The sequence below is a fragment of the Aeromonas ichthyocola genome (genome assembly GCF_046087985.1).
GTDB classification, from domain to species: Bacteria; Pseudomonadota; Gammaproteobacteria; order Enterobacterales; family Aeromonadaceae; genus Aeromonas; species Aeromonas rivipollensis.
On the sequence record NZ_JBJSWH010000005.1, the window covers coordinates 285,436 to 310,461 of the forward strand.

The window sequence follows — 25,026 nt, forward strand, 5'->3', positions numbered from 1 at the left end:
GAACAGCAGCTTGATCAGAGCGCTCCGCCGACCAGCGACAACCTCAATGCCTATCTGAATGATTTCTATCCAGAAGAGCGGGGCGCGAGTCGGTTTCCGCAGCAGTTGCCTGCCAAAGCGACCCTTTCGATGTGCTGTCATCAACATCTGTTCTTTGGCCTGGAGTGATGTCGAGGCGAGCGGTCTGCAGGACCACCCCCTGTATGGCGTCATTTCGATGCCCTGTTCGACAGCTTTAACTCTGCCACCTCTTACAGCGGCCCTGCCATCGATTCGTCTGCTGCGTGCCAGCTGCGGTCAGCCCAGCCATCACGATCTCTATCAGGCTGCCCCCAAACAGTGTCTGTTAATGGACAGTTGGCTCAATTGGGATTTGCAAAAGAGATGGTGATGGACCACTCTGGTGGGTTTGGGAATTACCTCAAGGATTGAAGGCTTACGCCGGCGTAAGCAGCGAACCCATGAGCAGGCAAGGCTTGCCCTATGAGGTGACCTCTTTTCATGGTGAGCCGATCTAACAGCGACGCCTTGTTTGACGCGCTGGTTGCAGCGGCGAAGCCAGAGCCAAGCCATTCCAGCCGCAATGCCACCTTTTTTAACCTCATTGCCCTGCACGATGGCAATCGTTATGCCAATCGGCAGCCAGCCCCCGTACAAAGCACGGCTGCGCACTTTGCTGGATCAACTGGATCACTTCCTCACCCGAGCTGGAGCGCTCCGGTCGCAAGGTGATGGTGGTGGTGGTGCCGGAACATGGTGCGGCCCTCGCCGGTGACCGTATGCAGATGTCCGGTTTGCGCGATATTCCCAGCCCCGCCATTACCCGCATGCCGGTCGGTATCCGCCTTTATCGGCACCCAGGCTCCCCATGCCCCGACCCGCCATATCCCGGGAGCCCAGCAGTTACCTGGCCATCTCCGAACTGGTCGCCAAAACGCTGGTGGAGTGACCTTCGGAGCGCCACCATCGACTGGAATGGGCTGTTCAACAACCTGCCCGAAGACCCCATGGTGTCGGAGAACCAGGGAACCGTGGTGGTGCATTATCAGGGATTACCACATCAAACTGGGACAGGGCGACTGGGTTCCTTATCCCCGTTAACGGAGCGCATGACGCTGATGAATCGGCAATCTTGAACCAACCTTTTGACTGTCTCCGTAGAAGGCCGCAGAGCCAGTGCGATATGGGAGCTTGTCCAGAAGGCGTTTGGTGTCATTTGAGCTATCACGATATCGCCTCTGGAAGAGCATCGTCGCCTTGTCCGAGCGCTTTCCCCTGCTGGCCGAGCTGGAGATGAGGACACCGCGGAGTGATTACCGTTGCCCTGCAAGGGATAAGAGGGGGCGTGGGCACGAGCTCTATCGTTGCCGGTTGGCGCTGGCGGCCCGGGAGCAGGGGGCCCGGGTGCTGGCTGGTCGATCGTGCCAGGACAACCTGCCGGCTCCATTTGGGGAGACCCCATGATGAACCATGCGGCTGGGGTTTGCTGGCGGATCCGGCCCGCCAGTGGCGCGACGGCGCTCCATTGCTGGCGAGGATCTGGATCTGTTGGCTCAGGGCGGTGTTACGGGGTCTGTTATCCGTCGACTGGTTATCTGCGGTTGAGGGATATGATCTGGTGCTGCTGGACCTGCCTGCTGGCGTGACGCCGGTGGCTGAGTCAACCCAATTGCTCACCGTGGTCAATGCCGATGCCAACTGCCATACGCGGCTCTATCGCCATCATTTGGTTCCCCAAGAGCAGGTAGTGGTCACCCAATTTACCAGTCGGCGTGCCCTGCAGCAGGATCTGCTCGACCTCTGGATGGAGGGGGGACTCCCTCTGCTCAGCATTCGCCTGCATCGGGATGAGGTCGATGGCGGAGGCGATGGCGGCCAAATTGCCGGTCGGTGACTATGCCCCGACAGCCTGATTGCCCATGAGCTGGATGCGTTGGCGCGCTGGTGCCTCAGTCACGATAGAGACGTTTCATGCTAGCTGCCTTGCTGACACCTGCCGAGGCTCTGCTGGTTACGTGACAGTTACCGGGAGCTGCGCCAGCGCTGGCTCATCCCGCTGGGCCGCTGCGTCAGTGACGCTTGCGGCTGCTGGCATGGGCACTGTTTCCCCTTGAGAATGCCTGCTGGCAACGCTTGCTTGCCCGGAGTGATACCCTTTATCCACATGTGACGCATGCCCGCCCCGGTGATCCCCTGCGCTGCTGCTGCAGACGCCTCTGGCTGCTCTGCTGGCGCGCCAGAACCCAGACCTTTCCGCTGGCCGCCTCCTGGAGCCTGCGGCTGTGGCAGAAAGGTACCTTGTGGCTGGAGGGGGCTATGGCGCACTTCGAGCGCAGCCAGTTGGGCGGTCACGCAATGCCGTGGCCGTTGCCAGCTGGAAGAGCGTGCTGCTCTGCGCGGTGGCCGGCACCCTCTCCCTGCTCTGTATCACCCAGCCATTCACCCTGCAGGCGCAGCTGGTGTTCGTCATCATGCTGATGGGGATGGCCTTCATACTGCGCGCCGTGCCGGGCCGTTACCCCATGCTGATGATGATGGTGCTCTCCCTCACCGTCTCCTGCCGCTACATCTGGTGGCGCTACACCTCCACCCTGGACTGGTTCGACCCCGTCAGCCTCACCTGCGGCCTCTTGCTGCTGGCCGCCGAGACCTATGCCTGGATAGTGCTGCTGCTCGGCTACTGGCAGACGGCCTGGCCGCTGAATCGCCCCCCGGCGCCCTTGCCGGCGGATTCGGCACAGTGGCCCAGCGTGGATCTGATGATCCCCACCTACAACGAGGATCTCGCCATCGTCAAGGGCACAGTCTACGCAGCCCTGGCGCTGGACTGGCCAAAGGACAAACTGACCATCTGGCTGCTCGATGATGGTGGGCGCGAGGAGTTCGGGCCCTTCGCCGAAGAGGCGGGGATCCGCTATGTGGCGCGGCCGACCCACGAGCACGCCAAGGCGGGCAACATCAATCACGCCCTCAAGCAGGCGAGCGGGGATCTGGTCGCCATCTTCGACTGCGATCACCTGCCGACCCGATCCTTCCTGCAGATGACGGTGGGCTGGTTCTACTGGGATCCCAGGCTCGGGGTGGTGCAGACCCCCCATCACTTCTTCTCCGCCGATCCGTTCGAGCACAACCTGCAGCGGTTTCGCAAGATGCCGAACGAGGGGGCGCTGTTCTACGGCCTGGTGCAGGATGGCAACGACATGTGGGACGCCAGCTTCTTCTGCGGCTCCTGCGCCGTCATCAAGCGTTCTGCCCTGGACGAGATCGGCGGCATAGCGGTGGAGACGGTCACCGAGGATGCCCACACCTCGTTGCGGTTGCACCGCCTTGGCTACACCTCCGCCTATATCCGCATTCCCCTGGCGGCGGGGCTGGCCACCGAGAGTCTCTCCGCCCACATAGGGCAGCGCATCCGCTGGGCGCGCGGCATGGTGCAGATCCTGCGCCTGGACAACCCCCTGTTTGGCAAGGGGCTCAATCTGGGGCAGCGGCTCTGCTACTTCAACGCCATGCTGCACTTCCTGTCGGGCATACCGCGCCTCATCTTCCTGACGGCGCCGCTCGCCTTCCTGATCCTGCACGCCTACATCATCTATGCCCCGGCGGCGGCCATCGCCCTCTACATGTTGCCGCACATCTTCCACAGCGCCCTGACCAACTCCCGGCTGCAGGGCAAGGTGCGCCACTCCTTCTGGGGGGAGGTCTACGAGACCGTGCTGGCCTGGTACATAGCCAGGCCGACCACGGTGGCGCTGTTTGCCCCCCACAAGGGCAAGTTCAACGTCACCGCCAAGGGGGGCATGACGGAGGAGGTGTATCTGGATCTGTCTGTCTCCAGGCCCTATCTGATCCTGATCCTGCTCAACCTGTGCGGGCTGGGCTTTGGCATCTGGCGCATTCTGCACCGGGCAAGCCGACGAGTGCCCGACCCTGATCCTCAGCATGTTGTGGGCCCTCTACAACATGACCATACTGGGCGGGGCGCTGGCGGTAGCGTTCGAGTCGCGCCAGGTGCGCACCAACCCCAGGGTGGAGATGGTGATGCCGGCAGCCATCAAGCTGGCCAACGGCCACCTCTATCCCTGCACCCTCAGGACTACTCGAACGGTGGTGTGGGTTCGTCTCGATGCGCCTCTGCCTCTGGCGGGCAAGGAGCGGGTCTGGCTGTTGCTGCGCTATGGACACCGGGAGCGGCATTCCCCGCCCGGGTTCAGCGGGTATTTGGCAGCCGCCTCGGGCTGGAGCTGGAGCCAATGGACAAGGCGCAACATATTGCGTTTATCCAGTGCACCTTTGCCCGCGCCGATACCTGGTCTTTGTGGCAAAAACGGCTGGGCAGCGATCGCCCGCTGCACAGTTTTTTCCAGATAGTTCAGCTGGGCTGGGGGGCTTACTGGCGTCTGCTGCGCTCCACGCCGCTGGCTTCCTTCTGCATCCTCAGTGAGAAGCTGGTGTTCTGGCTGCTCTCTTTTGTTCCACGTCGCGTCTCGCCGGATTTCGGTTCCGGAACATCGACAGCACAGACAGTAAAAGCATCATGAAACCAAAACCTTACTTGCTTGCATTGATACTGGCGGCTTCCACGGTATCGGCGACGAGATGACGGGACCGCTGCCTGCGGTGCCGGCCCCGGTTCGCACCTCGTTCCATGACGCTGGAGCAGATGGCTGCACAGCCGGGCACTTTCTCCCTGCGCGGCAACTTGCCGGATGGATTCGCCGATTTCACCGTGCGGCGCGACGAGGTGGTGACCCAGGCCGGTCTGGATCTGGACTTCACCCCTTCGCCTTCCCTGCTGCCGCTGGTCTCGCAGCTCAAGGTCTATCTCAATGACGAGCTGATGGGCGTGCAGCCCTTTGTTGACAAGCAGATGGGGCAGCGAAGCTATGCCTCTATGGTGCTTGATCCCCGTTACGCCAAGGATTTCAACCGGCTCAAACTGAACTTCATCGGCCACTATCAGAAGGTCTGTGAAAACCCGGCCAGCGATACCCTGTGGCTCAATATCAATCGGGATACCCGCCTCAATCTGCAGTTGCAGACCCTGCCGGTGCGCAATGAGCTCTCCTTCTTCCCGATGCCGTTTCTCGACACGCGCGATGATGCGCAAGCTGGTGCTGCCCATGGTATTTGCCGGGGCGGTTTCGCTGGAGCAGCAACAGGCGGCAGCGGTGCTGGCGTCCTGGTTCGGGGCCAAGGCGCAATGGCGCGGGCAGCATTTTCCGGTGCTGATCAATGAGATGCCGGAGCGCAATGCCATTATTTTCGCGACCAACGATAGTCGCCCCGACTTTCTGGTCGATTACCCCAAGGTGACGGGGCCCACCATCGACATGGTGAGTGCGCCTGATAACCCCTATGTGAAATTGTTGCTGATCCTGGGGCGAAATGAGGATGACCTGCTGCTTGCCAGCAAGGGGATCGCGCAGGGGAATGTCTTGCTGCGTGGTCAGAGCGTACGGGTTGAAGAGCTCAAGCCTCTGGCACCAAGAGTGCCCTATGACGCACCCAACTGGGTCAGGCTGGATCGGCCGGTGCGTTTTGCCGAGTTGCTCGACTATCCGGGTCAGTTGCAAGCCAGCGGGCGAGCGATCTGGCCGCTGGAGCCTCACCGTCAAGTTGCCACCTGACCTCTATCAGCCGGGGGCGAACGGGATCAAGCTGCAGCTGGGATATCACTACACATCACCGGTGCTGCATGACGGCTCCCGGCTGGATGTGAAGGTGAACGATCAGTTGATGAAGTCGTATCCCCTGGAGCCAGACGAGATCAAGGGCAAGCAGTTGCTGACGCTGCCCCTCTGGTTGACTGGCGACGATGAGTCCAGAGCGTTGCGGATGCCCGGGCTCAAGAGCGGGCAACCCAATCGTCTCAGTTTCGCGTTCCAATATGGTCAGCAGTTTATGGGCGGGCATGAGGATGGGCGCTGCGATCTGCTGCTGCCACCGGCCCATCAGGTTCGGATTGATGAGAACTCAACCCTCGACTTTACCGGCTACCGCCATCTGATCGAGATGCCCAACCTGAAGGCCTTCTCCGGGATCGGGTTTCCCCTTCAGCAAGCTGGCTGATCTATCTGAAACCCAGATAGTTATGCCGCTTAAACCATCTTCCGATCAGATAACTACCCTGCTCGATACCCTGGGGGCTATCGGTGCGGAAACCGGTTATCCGGCCCTGGCGGTGACCCTGACCAATGATTGGCAGCAGGTGCGGGATGCCGACCTTGATACCCTGCTGATCGGCTCGCTGCCCGCCGAATTTCGCCATGATGCCGAACCGGATGCGCTGCTCGCCTCGCTGCAGAGCTGGGTGAACCAGCCGAGGCGCGAGTTCAGGTCGGTCGAGCACTCGTCGGCCAGCGACCGCCAGCCAGAGGCCCGGGTCGGGATCAGCGGGAATGATGCGATAGCCGTGGTGCTTGGTCTGCAATCCCCCGTTCATCCCCAGCGCAGTGTGGTGGCCCTGCTGGCAGATGGTAACGCCGGTATCCGATTGCTGAACGAGACAATGCAAGCTCCTTCGCTGCGGGCTCAGGTTGAGGGCTCGGTGGCGATTATCCGCGAGGCCGGGGTCACCGCGCTGGATGTCGGCGATCGCTACGAGGTGGGTTATCTCCCGTGGTGGGAGCGCGTGTGGCATCTGCTGGCCAACCATCCGGTGCGGCTGGCCGGTATCACCCTGCTCAGCATGCTGCTGCTGGGATGGGGTCTCAGGTTGCTGCTGGCCGGGTCAGCCGTCGTCGTTTGAAGGAAGAGTAAGAGATGAGAAAGATGATCCGACAGATCGCGTTATTGCTGCTCTGGTGTGCCAGCGCACTGCCGGCACGAGCCGCGTGTGACTGGCCCGAGTGGCAGCAGTTCAAGCGGGATTACATTACTGCCGAGGGACGGGTGGTTGACCCGTCAGACGCGCGCCGCATCACCACCTCGGAAGGGCAGAGCTATGCGCTCTTTTTCGCGCTGGTCAATGATGACCGGGAGACGTTCGAGCAACTGTTGAACTGGACCGAACGCGAGCTGGCAAAAGGGGATTTGACCGGTTTCCTGCCGGCATGGCTATGGGGGCAGCAGGGAGATAAGTGGGGTGTGCTGGATGCCAATAGCGCGGCAGATTCGGATCTCTGGATCGCCTACAGCCTGCTGGAGGCTGGGCGCCTGTGGCAGAACCACAGCTACGAATCCATCGGCACCATGCTGCTGCGTCGCATCGCCCGGGAAGAGGTGGCACGAGTGCCGGGCTTGGGGCCGGTGCTGCTGCCGGGGCCCAAAGGATTTGTGGCGGAAAATCGCTGGACGATCAACCCCGCTTATTTGCCGCCCCAGTTGCTGGCTCGCGTCGCCGGCATGCAGGGGCCGTGGCAAGAGATGCACAAGCAGTGGCCCGCCATGTTGATGGCCAGTGCCCCCGGGGGCTTTGCCCCTGACTGGGTCGACTGGCAGGGGCCGACAGGCTGGGTGACGCCGACAGCATGGGCCCCGGGCAGCTATGATGCGATTCGGGTCTATCTCTGGCTCGGGATGCTCAGCGCTGATGATCCGGCGAAACAGCAACTGGTTACCCACTTCTCGCCCATGCAGGCTTATATCAATCGCTACCGGCCAGGTTCCGGAGCGCATCGATACCGCCACCGGCAAGGCTGAGGGAAGTGGTGCGGGCGGTTTTGCCGCCGCCCTGCTCCCCTGATGCAAGGGGAGCCAGCGCTGGATGCGCTGCGTGAGCAAGGTGCCAGCGCGGCTGGGATGCCCATGCCTACTATGGCAGCGTGCTGACGCTGTTCGGCTCAGGTTGGGATCAGCAGCGCTATCGTTTTGCGGCAAATGGCAATCTGATCCCCCGCTGGAGCGAGCAATGTCATCAAGCAGAGTGACATCCCTCTGCCTGGCGCTCGGCCTGCCTGATGAGCGGCAACCCGCTGCGGTGTGAGCCGGTCAGCTGGCTGCTGGAGCAGGTGCGCGTCGGGGAGGCGACCCATAACGAGGCGCTGATCAGCAATTCGCTCTACTCCCTCTCTCTGGTTGAGCCGAACCACCCCGAGCTGCTGGCGGCCAGGCGCGTCAGGCGCTGCGCCTCGGGCAAGCTGGGGATGCCCGGCAGGCGCTGCTCGCCAGTTGGCCAGCGTGGCGCCGGATTCGAGCCAGTACCGCCAGATCATGGCCGCACTGGCGCTCGATGCACCCGCGCTGCGCCAGCAGTTGCAGCAGGCTCGCGTGCTTGCCAGCGCAGGGCGCTTGCAGGAGGCGCAAGCCGAATACCGCAAACTGTTTGGTTCTGATGGGCCGCCGACGCTGGATCTGGCGGTGGAATATGCGCTGCTACAGGCCCGCATGCCCGCTACACGTCAAGGCTGCGATGGCCACCTTGCAGGATCTTGAGCTGGGCTATCCCGGTCATGCGGGTTGCGGGTCGGTCTGGTGAGCAACCTGCAGCAGGATGGTCGCTATCAGGAGGCCATGGTACTGCTGAAGCGCATGGCGCTTCATCCCGGACAGCCGAGATGCGGCCGCCTCCCTCTGGCTCGCTTCGATCCGCGATATGCCGGTCGGTACTGAGAGCATGGATGCGCTGCGGCAGTTCGTTGTGACCTTTGGCTCTGACAGTGGAGGTGGATGAGGCCTGAAGCTGCTTGATACCCAGGAGCAGCAGTGGGCATCTCCGGCCTTTCGCCAGCGTCAGCATGCACTGGCACGCAGCCAGACAGGCAAGGCTTCGATAGGGGAAATCAAGGCGCTGCGCTGGCTGCCAACCCTGATGATCTGGGGTTGAGAGGCGCCCTGGCCGAAGCCTACTCACGCAACAACCGGCGAGCGGAAGCGGTAACCCAGCTGGAGCAGCTGTTACGGCAGCCGGACTTAGCCCAGCGTACAAAGTGGGAAAGTCTGCTGGCGACCAACCGTTACTGGTTATTGCTGGAACGCGCCGACAAAGCGGCCGCCACCCGGCAGTGGGAAGAGGCGGTCAGACTCTGTACTGGCAAGCCACCCGGCTAGATCTGCAGGAGGTCGAGGGGTGGCTTGGGCTGGGGGACAGCGAGCTCGCTCGGCAGCAGGATAAAGAGGCAGAGCAGGCCTATCGCAAGGTGCTTGCCTTTGCCCCGGCAACGAGCGGGCGCTGGGGCGTCTGTTTGATCTTTATGTAAAGCAGGATCCGGCCAAAGCCGTGGCGCTGGCCAAACAGAGTCGCTCTCCTCGCTTGCAGGCACAAGCTGCGCAGCTCAAGGCAAAGCAGCTGGAGGAGGAGGCCGATATGCTTGCTCAAGCGGGCAAGTGGCCGCAGGCAGTGGCTCAGCGTCAGGAGGCATTGCGCTTGCGACCTGATGATGTCTGGCTGGCGTACCGGTTGGCAGGGGATTTGGCATGTCGATGGCGCTGCCGCGGGTGAGCATCTGCTGCGGCAACGCCTTGCGGCCACGCCTCGTGATCTCTCGTTGCGTTATGCCACTGCGCTCTTTCTTTCCGGACAGGGCAACCTGGCGCAAGCGCGCACCCTGCTGGCCGAAGAGCCCGCAGCACGCTGGACCGAAGATATGCGTGAGCTGGATAGCCGACTTGCTCGCCGGGAACTGGTTGCACACGCTACCCGACTTCGTGAGCAGGGCGATGAAGGCGCAGCCGAGCGGTTGCTGCAACCTCTGTTGCCTGACGAGGATATTGCATTGCTGTTGGCGCAATGGGCGGCGGTTCGCAGTGACACGGTACGTGCAGCGCAGCTCTATCAAGGTATTCTGGCCGAACATCCGGAGCATCCAGATGCGCGACTTGGCATGGCCGAGCTCGCACTGGCCAGAGGGGATCGGCAAGCGGCTCGGCGCTGGCTGCCGGTCTGGCCTGATGGCGTGCCATCGGCAGATAAGGTCAATCTCTATCGTCAGGTCGCCAACCTCAATCTGCAGTTGGGCGAGCGTGAACTCGCGCAAGAGATTTTTGCCACTTACACACCGCTTGTCGCCGGATTACCCCCTTCTCAGGAGAGTGCCCTGTTCTGGCGCGATGCCGCTCGCCAGCGTTTTGCCAGCGGGGACAACGAGGGGGCCCTGGCACTGGATAGAAAGGGGCTGCTGGCCTGGCGGCATTGGCCCCCAGGGAGGATATGGATGGAGGCGCTGAGCGAGCTCGCGCAGCCGCGACGTGATGAGGGTGGCTGGTCTCCAGGCTGCGCAGCGATCTGGACAGACACTATCGCCAGCAGCAGACCACCTTCTCGTTCGACAGTGACTACTGGGGATCCAGCGGCACCGGCGGCGTCTCCGATCTGCAGGCCCTGACCCAGATGATGCAACTGGATACCCCTCTGGCCGGCGGCACCGCCTTTGGCCGCCTCGAGCTGGTGGACATGGATGCGGGCCAGTTGCCGGACTCCCCCTATCAGGAGGAGTTTGGCACCTGTGCCGCCCGCGACTGCAGCGGTATGGAGCAGCAGCGCCAGCGGGGAACCACGGTGGCGGCGGGTTGGCATGATGAGCGCTGGGCCTTTGATGGGGGCACCACGCCGCTCGGGTTTGAGGTGGTGGACTGGGTCGGCGGGGCGAGCGTCAAGGGAGACTGGCGAGAGCTGGGGTGGGGAATGCACGTTATCACGGCGGCCCGTCAATAGCTCGCTGCTCTCCTATGCCGGTGCAAGCGACCCGGGGACCGGCATCAGCTGGGGCGGGGTGCGGGCCAACGGGGTTCGCCTGGATTCAGCCATGACCTGGGGTGGCAGTCGGCTTCTGGGGCAGCGCCCAGCAGCATCTCCTGACGGGCAAAAATGTGCCTGACAACTGGCGCACCCGGCTGATGGGGGGAGTTATTACAAGCTCATCAACGAGGAGCAGCGCCGGGTCAGTGTCGGACTGAGCTCCATGTGGTGGCATTATCAGCAGGATCTGGCGGCTATACCCTGGGCAAGGGGGGCTATTACAGCCCCCAGCGTTACCTCTCGCTATCGCTGCCGCTCAGCTATCGCCAGCGCGTGCAGGATTGGTCCTGGGAGCTGGGTGGGTCGGTCTCCTGGTCGCAGGCCAGAACCGAGGACTCTCGCCGCTATCCTCTGCCCGGTCTGTTGCCGGATGGTTTGCCGGATAAGGATGCCACCGTGGCCGGTGGAGCAGCCGTGGCACGGGCTATACCGTCAACGCGCTGGTCGAGCACCGGCTGACGGATCATTGGCGCATCGGCGGCCGGATCGATATCCAGCAGGCGGATGACTATGCCCCAGCCATGCCACACTGTTTTTGCGCTACACCTTCAAGCCGTGGCGGGGGGATCTCGATATGCCGCCGCTGCCCCTGACCCCCTACGGGGAGTTTGATTGACGAGACGCCCGGCTTGCTGCCGGGCGTCTTTGCATTGCGCTACTTCAAATAGGATCGCAGGACGCTGACCACCTGATCCAGATCCTCCTGCCGCTCGGCCGGGGTCGCCTCCGGCGCCCCCAGATGCTCGCGCATATGGCCTTCCAGTACCTCCAGCATCAGGCCGTTGACGGCGCCACGGATGGCGGCTATCTGCTGCAAGATGGCGGCACAGTCTGTCTCCTGCTCCAGGGCGCTTTCCAGCGCACCTGTCTGTCCCTTGATGCGCCTGACCCTGGCCAGCAGCTTCTTCTTGTCGTGAACCGTGTGTGACATGGGATCCTCTCGCACAATAAAACTATACTGGGGTATAGTATATTCCATCGTGGCCCACAGGAGAAATCCATGTCATCCCTGCTCTAATTCCACTGCCATCAACCCGTCGTGCATCAGGGGAATCCGCTGGCGGAGCGCAAGACCCGCTGGGCCGTGCTGCTCACCCTCATCATGATGGTGGCGGAAATCGGTGGCGGCTGGTTCTACAACTCAATGGCGCTGCTGGCGGATGGCTGGCACATGAGCTCCCATGCCCTGGCCCTCGGCCTCTCCGTCGTGGCCTATCGCGCCGCCCGCCACTTCGCCCGGGATCACAGATTCAGCTTCGGTACCTGGAAGATAGAGGTGCTGGGAGGTTTCAGCAGCGCCTTGCTGCTGGTGGGAGTGGCGGGCCTGATGCTGTTCGAGTCGGTGGCCCGCTTGCTGGATCCCAGCCCTATCCATTATCAGCAGGCCATCGGCATCGCCCTGCTCGGCCTGCTGGTGAACCTGGCTTGCGCCTGGTTGCTCAGGGACGATCAGGGCCATCACCACGGTCATGCTCATCACCACGGCCACGCTCATCATCACGATCATCACCAGGGTCACGACCATGATGCTCACGACCATGGCCATCAGGATCTGAACCTGCGTGCCGCCTACCTCCACGTGCTGGCGGATGCGGCCACCTCTGTGCTGGCCATCATAGCCCTGGTGGGGGGCATGCTGTGGGGGGCCGACTGGTTGGATCCCCTGATGGGCATAGTGGGGGCCGTGCTGGTGGCGGTCTGGGCCCGGGGGTTGCTGCGGGACACGGGGCGGGTGCTGCTGGATGCCGAGATGGACGCTCCCCTGGTGGCGGAGATCCGCGAGGTGATAGCCGAGCTGCCTGACGCCGAGATCCGCGATCTGCACGTCTGGCGGGTGGGACAGGTGCAGTATGCGGCCGTGCTCTCCCTGCGGATGGCGGTCCCAGTCCCGGCCCAGGCGATCCGCGAACGGCTCGCCATCCACGAGGAGCTGGTGCACCTGACCATAGAGATAGCGCAGCGAATAGGCCAGCCAGGCCTCCGGCAGTGCCGTTGGCCCCTGATGTCAGTGCGGTTGCCCGGTGATCTCCTCCTGGGGCTTGTGTTGCCACAGCGAGCCCAGCAGCAGCTTGAGCAGCAGTCCGGGCGGGTTGTCCAGCAGCTTGCCGGACTCCAGCAGCAGCTGACCATCGGCGCGAAACCCGAGGCTGGCTATGGTGCCTCTCCGCTATCATCCTGGATCAGGCCATTGAGGGCCCCGCTCACCGGGCTGACAGCGCAGCCGCAGTTCGCGGGGTTCCCCCAGCAGGGTGAAGGCGCGGCTCAGCGGGGGCGAGTCTTCATAATCGGGCCAGTTGAAGAAGTGATACTGCTCGGCCAGGGTGCCTGCCTGCTGGCAAAACTGGTCGAACAGCTGCCCGATCGCCTGATACTCCTGATCCAGCCGTCTTGCCTGCTCTTCAATCCGTTTCATTGTTTACTCCTTGTCTATCCACTTGATCAGACATTGCTTTTCTGACCCCGTGACTGCCGTTTTCCAGATATGAGGCCAAATGGCCGTGAGGTCTGTGAGCCGGATCGAAGTTTCAGTCTGAAAACGTTATCTTGTTGAAACTGGATGGTTTTTTTGCCCTTTGCTCACATTTGAATCGATTGCCGCTGATTAATATGGCACCGCCTGGCAATGACCGGGTGCTCGACTATCGAGACTAACTACAGCGGGAATTATAAAAATATGGATATGAAAAAGACCAAAGTGGCGCTGGTAACAGCCTCACTGCTCGCGCTTTTGTCTGGCTGTAATGACAACAGCTCTGATGCCTCCGGTGTGAAACCCTCCTACCCCCAGCCCTCAGGATGAGCCCGTCGCTCGTCTGCCCAACGTCCAGCCCCCGGCCGAGTTGCTGGTCGCCGGTGACAATCAGGTGGTCATTGCGCTGGTGGATACCCAGTCGGCAGCCAAAGCGGCCAAGGCCCTTTGACAGCCACAGCCTGCACCTGTGGAACAACGATGCCTGCAACGCCATCGCTGATAGCGGCCTGAATACCGGGTGGGATGACAAGAGCGAATGTTCCAGCCGATGTGGACAGCTTCGGCCCGGCCTGGGTGGTGCCGCTGGCCAAGATGGAGGGCTGCATCAACTTCATCGCGCGCAACGGCGATCTGGCCAACCTGACAGGTGCCAACATGGAGGTCATCTTCAGCGATCACCCGGATCGCACAGTGGCCATAGTCGCGGGCAAGAACGAGATCTTCGGCAGCCGTGCCGAGGCCTTCACCGCCGCCTTCGGCGTGGCGGGGGCCAGTGCCCACCTGATCGACGGTAACACACTCATCTGGCAAGGGGGCAAGGACAAGCCCTATGTGCGCCTCTACCACACCGAATCAGGCACCATCACCGCCAATGCCGAAGGGGTATTCGACTTCCCCTATATCAGCCTGACCGCGACCAGTCTGACTGCCGAGCAACAGGCCAAATATCCGCACCTCAAGGATGTGGCCGCCTTTGCCCTGCCTGCAGGAAAGGATCTCAAGCCCCTGCTCAAGGGGGAACTGGTGGCTATCGGCACCGATGCTGACGGCATCCTGCAGGGGGCGACCCTGGTGCAGAGCGCCGGTGCCCTCGATGCGCTCTATGCTCCCGAGGCGACCAAGCAGAGCTATGGCGCCGTGGTGGAGGGCAACCGGGTGACCTTCCGGCTGTGGGCGCCGACCGCCAAGTCGGTCAAGCTGGCCCTCTACAACGCCAGCCACCAGAAGAGTGGCGAGGTGGCCATGACCTTCGACAGCGCCAGCGGCAGCTGGAGTTACGAAGGGGGCAGCGAGCTGGTGGGCCAGTTCTACCGCTACGACATGGAGGTCTACCACCCGCTGAGCCGCAAGGTTGAGCGCTACGAGGTGACCGATCCCTACTCCCTGAGTCTGGCGATGAACTCCGAGTTCAGTCAGGTGGTGGATCTCGATGATCCGGCCCTGAAACCGGAAGGGTGGGATAGCCTCAAGGCGCCCCACAGCCAGCAGAACCCCGCCGACATCACCATCTATGAGGCCCATGTCCGTGACCTGACCGGCAACGACGACTCCACCGATGAAGAGAAGCGCGGCAAGTTCCTCGGCCTGACCGAGCCCGACTCTGTGCCGGTCAACCACCTCAAGCCCTGGCAAAAAGCGGCGTCAGCCACCTGCACCTGCTGCCGGTGTTCGATATCGCCACCGTCAACGAGGATCCGGCCAAAGTGGCCAATCTCGGCGATGACTTCAGCAAGCTCTGTCAGGTCAATCCGGATGTGAAAACATCCAAATTTGGCAGCTACTGCGGCGGCGGTCAGACCGTGGGCGGTGCTGGAAGATCTGCAAGCCAGCGACAGCAAGGAGAATCCTGTGGTGCAGGAGCTGTATGGCTATCTGCGCGGGGTGGACTCCTTCAACTGGGGTTATGACCCCTACCACTACACCACCCCGGAAGGTTCCTACGCCACCAATGCGGAGGGGACGACCCGGATCAAGGAGTTCCGCGAGATGGTCATGGCCATCAAGCAGAACATCGGCATGAACGTGGTGATGGACGTGGTCTACAACCACACCAACGAAGCTGGCCTGGGGCCCAAATCCGTGCTCGACAAGATAGTGCCCTGGTACTACCAGCGCCTCAATCCCGAGACAGGTTCGGTCGAGAATTCCACCTGCTGCTCCAACACGGCGCCTGAACACGCCATGTTCGCCAAGCTGATGGATGACTCCCTGGTGACCTGGGCGCGGGACTACAAGATCGATGCCTTCCGCTTCGATCTCATGGGTCATCACCCGAAAGATCAGATGGTGCAGGCCCTGGCCGAGGTGAAGAAGGTCAACCCCGAGATGTACTTCTACGGCGAGGGCTGGAACTTCGGCGAAGTGCAGGATGACAAGCGCTTCGTGCAGGCGACCCAGAAACACCTGGCCGGCACCGGCATCGGCTCCTTCTCCGATCGGTTGCGGGATGCGGTGCGCGGCGGCAGCCCGTTCGACGGCGGCGAGGCCATTCGCAAGACCCAGGGCTTCGGCAACGGCGCCCTGGTGGATGCCAACGAGCTGGACGGCGTGGATCTTGCCACCGCCCTGCATCAGTCCGACCTGGTGCGCCTCGGCATGGCAGGCAACCTCAAGGAGTTCGTGCTGACCGACAAGGACGGCGTGCCGAAGAAGGGCGCCGACATCGACTACAACGGTCAACCCGCCGGTTATGCCCAGGATCCGACCGAAGTTCAGAACTACGTCGACAAGCATGACAACCAGACCCTGTTCGACAACCTGGTCTACAAGGCGCGGGGAGGGGCCGATCTGGTGCGGATGCAGGGGGTGTCGCTGGCCACCGCCATGCTGGGGCAGGGGATCCCCTTCACCCACGCCGGGGTAGAACTGCTGCGCTCCAAGTCCATGGAGCGGGACAGCTACGACTCCGGTGACTGGTACAACCGAGTCGATTACACCCTCGGCGACAACAACTTCGACAAGGGCTTGCCGCGCAAGGACAAGGATGAGGCCAACTACGCGCTGATCGAGCAGGTGCTCGGCCAGCACGCCACGCCGGGGTCGGCCGAGATGCAGCAGATGGTGAGCTTCTACCAGGAGCTGTCCGAGCTGCGTCAATCCTCCCGTCTGCTGCGTCTTGGCAGTGGGGCTGAGGTAATCAAGCGGGTCGACTTCCGCAACACCGGACCGGATCAGGTGCCGGGTCTCATCGTGATGAGCGTGGACGACGGTGCGAGCGCGGGTGCGGATCTGGATCCCGCCATCGACGGCCTGGTGGTGATGATCAACGCCACCAACCAGAGCCAGAGCATCGGCGACTTCCGTGACGGTAACGGTCAGCCCATCGACCTGACCGGTCTGGTGCTGAGCGGCAAGCATCGCGCAGTCGACAGCATCGCCAGCGGCGCCGCCTATGACAATGGTGGCCAGCTGACGCTGGAGCCTGGTCTGCCGCCGTGTTCGTCAAGCCGCAGTCTGGCACGCAGGGCGCGGGCCTGCCGGTCAGCAAGAAGACCGACCTGAGTACGCTGCCACCGTTTGGCACGACCGGGATCTTTATTCGAAGGGTTTCCTTGGCCAGTGGGGCCAGTCAACCAGATGGCGTTCAGCGGCAACTATATGTACGAGCAGACCACTCCGGTGTGCCGCAGGGGCAAGCTGGGCGAGACCAACGCTGAAGATCGCTGATGCCAGCTGGAATATCGCCAACTACGGCAGCTGCAACGCCGGTGACAAGCTGGTGACCCCCTCACTCCGCTGACCCTTGTGCAAGGGCGGAGAAACCGGCAATATCGGCATGACCTGGCAAGGCAGGCAGCTACAAGTTTGTCTTTACCGCCATGAACAAGGAGAAGCCGACCCTGAGCGTCAGCTTCACCGAGCCGGTGCAGAGCTGCAAGGTGCTGGATACGGTGGCGGGCAATCCGCTCGGCTACAACCTGTTCGTCAAGGGTGAGCTCTCCGGCTGGGGAGCCCAACCTCAGTACCAGCTGAGCTACAAGGGGATGGACGGCAATCTCGCCATCTATCAGGCGGCGTTCAACTACGCCGGCAGCACCGAGTTCAAGGTCGCCAACGAGGACTGGAGCAAGGAGTACCTGCTCAACGGTGGCGGCGCGGTGAACGCTGAAACCGGTTATTCGTTCGCCTTCTCCAAGGGTGGCAGTGCCAATAACAGCATCACCCTGCCGCAGGGGCTGTGGAGTGTGCTGGTGAAGGTTGACCCGGCTGGCGTCAAGGCGGGCACAGCCGTCATTCAGGAGTGCAGCGCCAAGTAAGCCCCATTGAGCCGGGGATGGCTCGGCGTCCCCGGGTTGAATTCCACCTCGCCAAGGGTGGGATAACTCCGAGAGTAAGCAAAGCGCGACTGCCGACCGGCAGGCGCGCTTTTTCTTTGCAGGTCAGGAGAAGAGAAAGAGAAAAGCCACCCCGGTTGGGGACGGCTTTGGGGGTATAGGCATTGGTTACCTTGTCTGGCTGAACCTCAGCGCTTGCGCAGCAGTCGCAGGGCGTTGGCGGTGACCAGGGCGGTGGCGCCGGTATCCGCCAGCACGGCTATCCACAGACCCGTGATGCCGAGCAGGCTGGTGACCAGGAAGATGGCCTTGAGCCCCAGCGCCAGGGCTATGTTCTGGTGGATGTTGGCGAGCGCCGCGCGGGACAGCCGGATCATGGCGGCCAGGCCGCCGAGCTGGTTGTGGGTCAGGGCCGCATCGGCGGTCTCCAGCGCCACGTCTGTGCCGCCCCCCATGGCGATGCCGATGCTGGCTCGCTTCATGGCGGGGGCGTCGTTGATGCCATCCCCTATCATGGCTACCTTGCGGGTCTTTGCGAGTCTGGCTATCTCTTCCACCTTGCCCTCCGGCAACAGGCCGGCGCGCCAGCCCATGCCCAGCTCGGTGGCGATGGCCTCGGCGGCGCGGGGGTTGTCCCCGGTCAGCATGATGCTTTGGAGCCCAAGCCGATTGAGCTCTTGCAGCGCCGCCGCCGCCTCCGGCCGGATCTGATCCCGCAGCGCCAGCAGGGCGACCGGCAGCGCCTTGTCGCCGCTGCTCTGGCAGAGCACCACGACGGTCTTGCCCTGCGCTCCAGCGTACCAATGCCCCTTGAGCTGTTCGCATTCAGGGTCGCCACCCGGCTCGGTGCCAGCAGTTGCCACAGCTTGCCGTTGATGCGCCCCTCAACCCCCATGCCTGGCAGGGCGCGCAGGTCGCGGGCGTCTGCCAGCGAGTCAGTCCCTGTTCGCTCGCTTTGGCGACCACGGCGCGGGCCAGCGGGTGGTGGGAACCCTGCTCTATGGCGGCGGCCAGGGCCAGCAGTTCGGCCTCCGGTCGGCCATCCAGGCTTGTCAGTTCGGTCAGCTGCGGCTTGCCCTGGGTCAGGGTGCCTGTCTTGTCAAAGGCAACTGTGTCTATATGGGCCAGTCGCTCCAGGGCCGCACCGCCCTTGATCAGGGCCCCTTGGCGGGTTGCGGCGGCCAGGGCCGAGGTGACCGCCGCCGGGGTGGAGATCACCAGGGCGCAGGGGCAGCCGATGAGCAGCAGGGCCAGGGCGCGGTAGATCCACTCGTCCCAGCCCTGGCCGAAGGCGAGCGGCGGTACCAGTATCACCAGCAGGGCGACCAGCATCATGGCCGGGGTGTACCAGCGGCTGAAGCGGTCGATGAAGCGCTCTATGGGGGCGCGCTGGCTCTCGGCCTCCTCGATGAGGTGCAGGATGCGATCGATGGCGTTGTTGCCGGGCTCGGAGACCACCTCGAGGCGCAGCACCCTATCCGCCGCCAGACTGCCGGCGGGCACCTTGTCACCCTGGCGGCGCTCCACCGGGATGGACTCGCCGGTCAGGGCGCTCTCGTCAAAGGCCCCGAGGGGATCCAGCAAACGGGCGTCGGCCGGCAGACGGGCGCCGGGGGCGATTTCGATGATGTCGCCCGGGCGCAGCGCGTCGGCGGCCACCTCTTCCCGTATTTCACCTTCTGCGGTGGTACGAATGCGCAGCGCCTGGTCGGGCACCAGGGCCATCAGGGCGGTGACACCGGCGCGGGCACGACCGGCGGCGTAGGCCTCCAGGTGTTCCCCCAGCATGAAGAGCAGCAGCACCATGGCCGCCTCGGCGGTCTCCCCGAGGAAGAGGGCGCCGAGCGCCGCCACCGTCATCAGGGTCTCGATGGCGAAGGGGGAGCCGCTCTTGGTCAATGCCCAGGCCTTGCGGGCGACGGGCCAGAGCCCCCAAAGTGTCGCCAGGGTAAAGAGCGGCTGGCCAAACTGGGCCGGCAGCAGGGCCGCCACCAACATCAGGGCTGGCCAGTGACAGGGGCTGCCAATATTTGCCCAAAAAGTTGCCGAGCTTGCCTTGCAGGGGCTGTTGTGAAGCTTGCTCTTGCGGCCAGCTGCCTGCTTGCCTGGCTTTCCCCCTTGAGCTGGAAACCGGCGGCCAGCACGGCGGCGGTGACGGGATCGGGGGAGAGGCCTGGGGCCAGATCCACTACCAGCTTCTCGGTGGCAAACAACACGCGCGCCTGTTGCACGCCGCTCACCCGGCTGACGGCGGTCTCGATCTTGCGGGCGCAGCTGGGGCAATCCATCCCCAACACCTGCCAGCTATGGCGGCTGTTGCCTTGTGCAGGCGTAACCAGCGGATCGGCAGGTGGCATATCGTGCTGATGTTCATGTTCATGTTCATGGGCTGGCGATATGGACGCACTGCAGCACGCTTGATCGTGACAACTTCCTCGGGGAGGCTCTTCATCCCCGGGGATTCATTGACGTCACGGGATGCGTGCTCATGAGGCGTCTGGGTTGAACAGTCACTGACGGGCGGGCCGCGTTGTCGCAGCAGTGGCTATCGTGGTGATGTTCACTCTGGCCGGAGGCCGCCTTGCTGACGGCCTTGATGGGGGCGGCATGCTGGATGGAGCAGCAGGATTTGCTCATGATGAGTCCCTCTTGATGGATCCCGCCCCTGCGAGATCCTTGATTACTGAGAAGGAGTCTAAACCTTGGTGTTATATCCAAGGTCAACCCCTTTTATGATGTTGACGTTTGACTGGAGAGCGGGCGGGCATATATCCCTTTGTTGGCGGGTGGTAAGCGCTGGCCACGCTTATACTGGAGGCCTGATTTTTACTACACCAATAAAAAGGACATAAAACATGAGCAACTCAGTCACTCTGCAAGGCAACCCGGTCTCCGTCTCCGGCCATTTCCCCGTTGCCGGTGAGCAGGCCAAGCCCTTCTCCCTGGTTGCTGGCGATCTGTCCGATGCGACCCTGGCGACCTTCGCCGGAAAGCGCAAGATCCTGAACATCTTCCCGAGCGTCGATACCCCGACCTGCGCCACCTCCGTGCGCAAGTTCAACGAGCAGGCCAGCGCCCTGAACAACACAGTGGTGCTGTGCATCTCCGCCGATCTGCCGTTCGCCCAGGCCCGTTTCTGCGGCGCCGAGGGTCTGGACAAGGTAGTGAACCTCTCCACCCTGCGTGGCGTCTCCTTCCTGCAGGACTACGGCGTGGCCTTCTCCTCCGGCCCGCTGGTCGGTCTGACCGCTCGCGCCATCGTGGTGCTGGATGGTGAAAACAAGGTGCTGCACAGCGAGCTGGTCGCCGAAGTGGCCGACGCTGCGGCGCTGGCCGTGCGAGCCGAACTACGCCGCGTAGCTCTCGCTGCGCTGTAATTTTCTCCTGCTGTGATTGCCGTCCATCTCATCACCTGCTGCTGGATGATGAAGGCCAGCCTCCTCTTGTGCCCAGACAAAGGCTGATGACAGGTGCTGGCCGTTTTTCAGCAGATTTCTGATGCCATTTCTCGGTATTGCTGTTACTTCGCCTGAAGCGTAAGCCAGCTCGATATCCTTTAGCGAATGCCGGGCCACGCCCTTTTACTTATGGAGGTCATCGATGGCGGCTGGCTAGACTTCGCCTCCCACTTCTTTGTTGAGGGTGGCGTAGGGTGCGCCAGAAGGGGGATGTCATGGCGTGTCTCCTTGGTGATGGGTCAGCTAAAGTGTGCCCTCCAGCCCCCCTCGGTCAGGCCCGCTCTGCTGGCCTCTTTGTTGACGTAGCGCCAGCCACGAACTTGCCCTCCATCCCGCTCTGCTTGCCTCTTTGCCCGCCAGACGCCGACCCGCATCCAGCAGCTGGCGATTCCGGCGGCGCTGGCGGGGCAGGATTCTGCTGGCGCTGGCCCAGACCGGCAGCGGCAAGACCCTGGCGTTTGGCTTGCCGCTGCTGCAACGGCTGGATCCTGCCTCCAGCCAGGTGCAGGGGTTGATTCTGGTGCCGACCCGCGAGCTGGCGATTCAGGTCACTGCCGCGCTAAAGAGGGGCCGAGGCGCTGGACTGCGCATAGTGACGCTGTGTGGGGGCGTTGCGCAGGAGAGGCAACAGGCCGAGCTGGCGCAGGGGCCACAGCTGCTGGTGGCCACGCCGGGGCGGCTGCGGGATCTGCTGACCCAGCAACTGCTGGGGCTGAGATGGCGCAACTGCTGGTGCTGGATGAGGCGGATCGCCTGCTGGAGATGGGCTTTGCACCCGATATCAAGGCGCTGCTGAACGCTTTATTCCGGCGGATCGCCAGACCCTGCTCTTCTCCGCCACCTTGCCTGCCGAGCTGGAGAGCCTGGCCACAGATCTGCTGACGAACCCGGTCCGCATCGAGGCAACCCCCCTCAACAGCCTGGTGAGCGAGATCGAGGAGCGGCTCCATCTGGTCAACAAGAGCAGCAAGGTGCCGGCGCTGATCGGCTTGCTCAAGGAACAGGATTGGCCTCAGGTGCTGGTGTTTATCAGCGCGCGGGACGATGCCGATGCGGTCGCCAGAAAGCTCGCCAAGGCGGGCATAGCGGTGGCGGCCCTGCACGGGGAGAAGGATCAGGTGGTGCGGGAGCAGGCGCTTGCCGATTTCAAGGTGGGCAAGGTGCGGGTGCTGGTGGCCACGGATCTGATGGCGCGCGGCATCCACGTGGAGGCGCTGCCTGTGGTGATCAACCTGGACCTGCCCGCCAATGCCCCCGTCTATGTGCATCGCATCGGCCGCACCGCCCGCGCCGGACAGAAAGGCCTCGCCCTCTCCCTGGTCTGCCATGGGGAGGCCGAGACCCTTGCCGCCATCCGCACCTTGACCGGTCGTGAGCTGCCGCTGGCCGAGCTTGAAGGCTTCCCGGTCACCGACCAGCCTGCGAGCGGGGAAGGCAAGCGAGCCCCCAGGGACAAGCAGGCGAATCGCCGCACCGCCAACAAGCGCAGCGTCAAGCAGTTCAAGGGCAAGGCCTGACGAACAGACCTCTTCCATGAGCCGACAGTGAACCCGGCTCATGGGGGTCACTCAGCGCAGGTCTTGCTCCTGGCCGAAGAAATCCCGTCGCCACTGGCCGAGCACCGCCGCCCTGTGCTGCTGCCAGCGTGCGGCGCCCATGGTGTCCCGGCTTGCCGCCAACTGCTGCTCCAGCTCGGCCAACTGCTGCTGATAGCGGGCACCTTGCTCCGCTGGCAGCCACTGCGCCATGCTGACCTCGGCCCGGGGGAAGTGGCGGCTCAGGCTTCCCCGCAGCGCCTCTTCCCACCCTTGCCATATCCCGCGGGGAGAGGGCTCCTGCCAGGTCAGATGGAGCAGCAACAGCATACTCAGCAGGGCGGCATAACCGAGAGGCTTGGGCATCATGAGATCCTTGTCGAGGCTCGCCGGGAGCTGGGGAACGGGATCCATTCACCCAGATTTTCGTGACAAGGAGATGAAGGGGTCAGCGGCGTGTCGGGAGGGGAAAGGGCAGCGCGTCCAGAGACGCGCCAGGCTACACGGGGGGGCAAACTCAGTCGTGGAACTGATTGATCAGGCGGGAGAGGTTTTGCAGCCGCTCCACCAGCAGGGTGATGCCATCGAGGGCCTGCCTGCTGTTGTCGGCTGTGTGGCTGGCCAGCTGATGGATCTGGTGAATGCCCTGATCCAGGGTGCTGGTCACATCCGCCTGCTGGCTGACGGCCTGGGCTATCTCGTCGCTGGTGTGGGTCACCTGGGCCAGCATCTGGTTGATCTGGTCGAGTACCTCGGCGGTGGCGCCCATGTGCTGCTGGCAGAGGACAGAGGTCTGGGCCCCCTGGGTCATGCCATCGGAGAGCTGCCGGGTGCTCTGCTGCAGCGCCCCTATCATGTCGCTGATCTCGCCGGTGGAGCTGCGGGTCTTCTGGGCCAGCGCCCGGATCTCGTCGGCCACCACCGCAAAGCCGCGCCCCTGCTCGCCGGCCCGTGCCGCCTCTATGGCCGCGTTGAGGGAGAGCAGGTTGGTCTGATCCGCAATCTGCCCGATCACCTCCAGGATCCCGCTGATCTTCTGGCTGTCCTGGGTCAGGCGCGCCAACACCCCCTGACTGGCATCCAGCTCCTGGTGTAGCTGGTTGACCGAGGCACGGGTGGTCGCCAGCGCCTGCTGGCCGCTGGCTGACACCTGCTGCACCTCGCTCACCAGGGCGTTGGCCTGATGGGCGTTGTCGGCCACGTCGCGGATCGACTGACTCATCTGGGTGATGGCGGCGGCCAGCTGTTCGCTCTGGGCCCGCTGCTGCTGCAGGTGGGTGTCTATGGTCTGAATATGTCCCCTGTCATCTTCCGCCGCCTGCAGTATCTGCTGGTTGGTGTCGGCACTGCGCCCCACCACGGCCCTGAGCTCGGCCTTCTTCATGCGCAGCAAGAGTTCGATGGCCGCCAGGCTGTCCCGCCGCCTGGCATAGAGCACCTGACAGAGGGGCGTGCCCAGCTCCTCCCCCGCCATGGCCAGCAGCCGGGCCAGCCGCTGTTGCAGGTGCCAGCCATGCCCCATCTGGGCTAACAGGCAGAGCAGGGTGAGGCCACCCCAGGCGGCCTGGCCCGTGATCAGGCTGGCCCCCATGCCGGCCAGGGCGGTGCCCGAGAGCAGCAGGCTGAGTTGCCCCGGCTCCAGGGTGAAGCGACTCTGCCATGGCAGCGCCTTGCCTGCCCGGATCCGGGCATAGAGCCGCTCCGCCCAGGCTATGTCGTGATCCTGGGGGCGGGTGCGCACCGACTGGTATTCGATGATCTGCTGCCGCTCGTTGAGGATGGGGGTGACATAGGCATTGACCCAGTAGAACTGGCCGCTCTTGGCGCGGTTCTTCACCAGCCCCATCCAGCTCTTTCCTTGCTGCAACCGCTGCCACATGTCGGCGAAGGCGGCCCTGGGCATGTCGGGGTGGCGTACCAGGTTGTGGGGAACCCCTTCCATCTCGGTGGCGCTGTAGCCGGCCACGTCGCAGAAGTGCTGGTTGGCATAGGTGATGTGGCTGCCGGGGTCCGTGGTCGAAATCAATGATATGTGATCGGGGAAACGGATCTCCCCTTCTTGCCGGGTGGTGGTCATGTGCGCATCCTGAATGAGCCAAGTAACTGATAAATTTGTTTTTATTGTGTGTTGTTGTTACGGCTTCATTGTAGGGGCGACCCAAGTGGCCATCTTGGCTTGGGTCAATAAATCAACACTATGACGACTGAAAAAAGTAGTAGATGAAGGGCGACTTCAGGGCGGGCTCAACTGCGGGGGGTGAAGTCGTGGATCTCCCCCGTCCGGGGCTTGAAGCGGGGATCCTGGCTCTGATCGCGGGAGACCCAGGCCATGGCCTGGCAGAAGCTCTCCTGCTTGGCGAACTCGTCACGGGCCTGATCGATGGCTCGCTCGGCGTTGCGCCGCTCCATCTTGCTGGCCTTGCGATCGCTGAACTGCTTCTGCTGGCTCAGCATCCATTCGAGGAAGGCCTGGCGGCATTGGCTTTCATCGGCGGCCTTGGCGGGGAGGGCAAACAACAGGGCAAGCAGGAGCAGAAAACGCATAGGGTATCTAACGGACTGATGGACGAAGAGAGGCGGCATTTTATGCCGGGAACTTGAATGGGTA

General features: G+C 63.0%; 21 protein-coding genes and 7 pseudogenes. 21 read left to right on the forward strand and 7 right to left on the reverse strand.

Annotated features, from left to right (window positions below; all coding sequences use genetic code 11):
• Positions 1-58: 58 nt before the first annotated feature.
• The 17 genes and pseudogenes from bcsG (ACF2JD_RS16405) to ACF2JD_RS16485 all read left to right on the forward strand — a co-directional run bounded on the left by bcsG (ACF2JD_RS16405) (position 59) and on the right by ACF2JD_RS16485 (position 11,271).
• Positions 59-432, forward strand: a pseudogene (bcsG, locus tag ACF2JD_RS16405) (cellulose biosynthesis protein BcsG).
• A 299-nt stretch (positions 433-731) separates the two neighbouring features.
• Complete coding sequence (gene bcsG / locus ACF2JD_RS16410) at positions 732-1,136, forward strand: cellulose biosynthesis protein BcsG (RefSeq protein WP_440987790.1); 405 nt, start codon at positions 732-734, stop codon at positions 1,134-1,136.
• Positions 1,137-1,309: 173 nt separating this feature from the next.
• On the forward strand, positions 1,310-1,894 hold the full coding sequence (locus ACF2JD_RS16415) for a cellulose synthase operon protein YhjQ/BcsQ (protein ID WP_440987791.1): 585 nt from the start codon (positions 1,310-1,312) through the stop codon (positions 1,892-1,894).
• A gap of 466 nt (positions 1,895-2,360) precedes the next feature.
• The gene (gene bcsA / locus ACF2JD_RS16420) at positions 2,361-4,541 is read left to right on the forward strand and encodes a UDP-forming cellulose synthase catalytic subunit (RefSeq protein WP_440987792.1); all 2,181 of its coding nucleotides are present in this window, start codon (positions 2,361-2,363) and stop codon (positions 4,539-4,541) included.
• Positions 4,542-4,648: 107 nt separating this feature from the next.
• A complete protein-coding gene (locus ACF2JD_RS16425) occupies positions 4,649-5,239 on the forward strand; it encodes a cellulose biosynthesis cyclic di-GMP-binding regulatory protein BcsB (RefSeq protein WP_440987793.1) in 591 nt (196 codons plus the stop codon).
• Positions 5,124-5,630, forward strand: a complete 507-nt coding sequence (locus tag ACF2JD_RS16430) for a cellulose biosynthesis cyclic di-GMP-binding regulatory protein BcsB (protein ID WP_440987794.1) — start codon at positions 5,124-5,126, stop codon at positions 5,628-5,630. Before ACF2JD_RS16425 ends, ACF2JD_RS16430 begins: the two co-directional genes overlap by 116 nt.
• The gene (locus ACF2JD_RS16435; protein ID WP_440987795.1) at positions 5,620-6,072 is read left to right on the forward strand and encodes a cellulose biosynthesis cyclic di-GMP-binding regulatory protein BcsB; all 453 of its coding nucleotides are present in this window, start codon (positions 5,620-5,622) and stop codon (positions 6,070-6,072) included. The genes ACF2JD_RS16430 and ACF2JD_RS16435 overlap by 11 nt, the downstream gene beginning before the upstream one ends.
• Positions 6,073-6,094: 22 nt before the next feature.
• A complete protein-coding gene (locus ACF2JD_RS16440) occupies positions 6,095-6,751 on the forward strand; it encodes a cellulose biosynthesis cyclic di-GMP-binding regulatory protein BcsB (RefSeq protein WP_440987796.1) in 657 nt (218 codons plus the stop codon).
• 14 nt (positions 6,752-6,765) lie between these two features.
• Positions 6,766-7,644 (forward strand): cellulose synthase complex periplasmic endoglucanase BcsZ, encoded by an 879-nt coding sequence (bcsZ, locus tag ACF2JD_RS16445; RefSeq protein WP_440987797.1) that lies wholly within the window; start codon positions 6,766-6,768, stop codon positions 7,642-7,644.
• A 477-nt stretch (positions 7,645-8,121) separates the two neighbouring features.
• Positions 8,122-8,376: a hypothetical protein gene (locus ACF2JD_RS16450; RefSeq protein WP_440987798.1), complete on the forward strand. Its 255-nt coding sequence runs from the start codon at positions 8,122-8,124 to the stop codon at positions 8,374-8,376.
• A gap of 39 nt (positions 8,377-8,415) precedes the next feature.
• Positions 8,416-8,553 carry a hypothetical protein gene (locus ACF2JD_RS16455; RefSeq protein WP_440987799.1) on the forward strand — a complete coding sequence of 46 codons (138 nt, stop codon included), beginning with the start codon at positions 8,416-8,418 and terminating at the stop codon, positions 8,551-8,553.
• Positions 8,554-8,763: 210 nt separating this feature from the next.
• On the forward strand, positions 8,764-8,991 hold the full coding sequence (locus tag ACF2JD_RS16460) for a hypothetical protein (RefSeq protein ID WP_440987800.1): 228 nt from the start codon (positions 8,764-8,766) through the stop codon (positions 8,989-8,991).
• A gap of 326 nt (positions 8,992-9,317) precedes the next feature.
• Positions 9,318-10,265, forward strand: coding sequence for a tetratricopeptide repeat protein (locus tag ACF2JD_RS16465; RefSeq protein ID WP_440987801.1), 948 nt, complete (start codon positions 9,318-9,320; stop codon positions 10,263-10,265).
• Between the two features lie 5 nt (positions 10,266-10,270).
• Complete coding sequence (locus ACF2JD_RS16470; protein WP_440987802.1) at positions 10,271-10,594, forward strand: cellulose synthase subunit BcsC-related outer membrane protein; 324 nt, start codon at positions 10,271-10,273, stop codon at positions 10,592-10,594.
• A complete protein-coding gene (locus ACF2JD_RS16475; RefSeq protein ID WP_440987803.1) occupies positions 10,476-10,757 on the forward strand; it encodes a cellulose synthase subunit BcsC-related outer membrane protein in 282 nt (93 codons plus the stop codon). The genes ACF2JD_RS16470 and ACF2JD_RS16475 overlap by 119 nt, the downstream gene beginning before the upstream one ends.
• Positions 10,750-11,137: pseudogene (locus ACF2JD_RS16480) on the forward strand (cellulose synthase subunit BcsC-related outer membrane protein). The gene ACF2JD_RS16475 and the pseudogene ACF2JD_RS16480 overlap by 8 nt, the downstream one beginning before the upstream one ends.
• Entirely contained in the window at positions 11,134-11,271 is a 138-nt protein-coding gene (locus tag ACF2JD_RS16485) for a hypothetical protein (protein WP_440987847.1), read from the forward strand. The pseudogene ACF2JD_RS16480 and the gene ACF2JD_RS16485 overlap by 4 nt, the downstream one beginning before the upstream one ends.
• A gap of 62 nt (positions 11,272-11,333) precedes the next feature.
• Here the strand turns inward: ACF2JD_RS16485 and ACF2JD_RS16490 are convergent, their stop codons facing one another.
• Positions 11,334-11,609 carry a metal/formaldehyde-sensitive transcriptional repressor gene (locus tag ACF2JD_RS16490; RefSeq protein ID WP_440987804.1) on the reverse strand — a complete coding sequence of 92 codons (276 nt, stop codon included), beginning with the start codon at positions 11,607-11,609 and terminating at the stop codon, positions 11,334-11,336.
• A 108-nt stretch (positions 11,610-11,717) separates the two neighbouring features.
• Between ACF2JD_RS16490 and dmeF the strand changes: the two are divergent.
• Positions 11,718-12,635 (forward strand): annotated as a pseudogene (gene dmeF, locus ACF2JD_RS16495) (CDF family Co(II)/Ni(II) efflux transporter DmeF); the annotation flags it as partial.
• A gap of 48 nt (positions 12,636-12,683) precedes the next feature.
• Here dmeF and ACF2JD_RS16500 read toward each other — a convergent pair.
• Positions 12,684-13,091: pseudogene (locus tag ACF2JD_RS16500) on the reverse strand (hypothetical protein).
• Between the two features lie 261 nt (positions 13,092-13,352).
• On the opposite strand from ACF2JD_RS16500, the pseudogene pulA reads away from it, so the two are divergent.
• Positions 13,353-17,407: pseudogene (gene pulA / locus ACF2JD_RS16505) on the forward strand (pullulanase-type alpha-1,6-glucosidase).
• 206 nt (positions 17,408-17,613) lie between these two features.
• On the opposite strand, the pseudogene ACF2JD_RS16510 reads toward pulA, so the two are convergent.
• Together ACF2JD_RS16510 and ACF2JD_RS16515 are read right to left on the reverse strand one after the other, a co-directional pair.
• A pseudogene (locus ACF2JD_RS16510) lies at positions 17,614-19,740 on the reverse strand (zinc/cadmium/mercury/lead-transporting ATPase); the annotation flags it as partial.
• A gap of 133 nt (positions 19,741-19,873) precedes the next feature.
• A complete protein-coding gene (locus ACF2JD_RS16515) occupies positions 19,874-20,062 on the reverse strand; it encodes a hypothetical protein (protein ID WP_440987805.1) in 189 nt (62 codons plus the stop codon).
• A 218-nt stretch (positions 20,063-20,280) separates the two neighbouring features.
• Between ACF2JD_RS16515 and tpx the strand changes: the two genes are divergently transcribed.
• Both tpx and ACF2JD_RS16525 read left to right on the forward strand, forming a co-directional pair.
• The gene (gene tpx / locus ACF2JD_RS16520) at positions 20,281-20,802 is read left to right on the forward strand and encodes a thiol peroxidase (RefSeq protein ID WP_440987806.1); all 522 of its coding nucleotides are present in this window, start codon (positions 20,281-20,283) and stop codon (positions 20,800-20,802) included.
• A 418-nt stretch (positions 20,803-21,220) separates the two neighbouring features.
• Positions 21,221-22,400 (forward strand): annotated as a pseudogene (locus tag ACF2JD_RS16525) (DEAD/DEAH box helicase).
• 51 nt (positions 22,401-22,451) lie between these two features.
• Here ACF2JD_RS16525 and ACF2JD_RS16530 read toward each other — a convergent pair.
• The 3 genes from ACF2JD_RS16530 to ACF2JD_RS16540 form a co-directional block, all read right to left on the reverse strand.
• Positions 22,452-22,784, reverse strand: a complete 333-nt coding sequence (locus ACF2JD_RS16530; protein WP_290030362.1) for a hypothetical protein — start codon at positions 22,782-22,784, stop codon at positions 22,452-22,454.
• 151 nt (positions 22,785-22,935) lie between these two features.
• On the reverse strand, positions 22,936-24,495 hold the full coding sequence (locus ACF2JD_RS16535) for a methyl-accepting chemotaxis protein (RefSeq protein WP_440987807.1): 1,560 nt from the start codon (positions 24,493-24,495) through the stop codon (positions 22,936-22,938).
• Positions 24,496-24,662: 167 nt separating this feature from the next.
• Positions 24,663-24,962: a hypothetical protein gene (locus tag ACF2JD_RS16540; RefSeq protein ID WP_440987808.1), complete on the reverse strand. Its 300-nt coding sequence runs from the start codon at positions 24,960-24,962 to the stop codon at positions 24,663-24,665.
• Positions 24,963-25,026 lie beyond the last annotated feature (64 nt).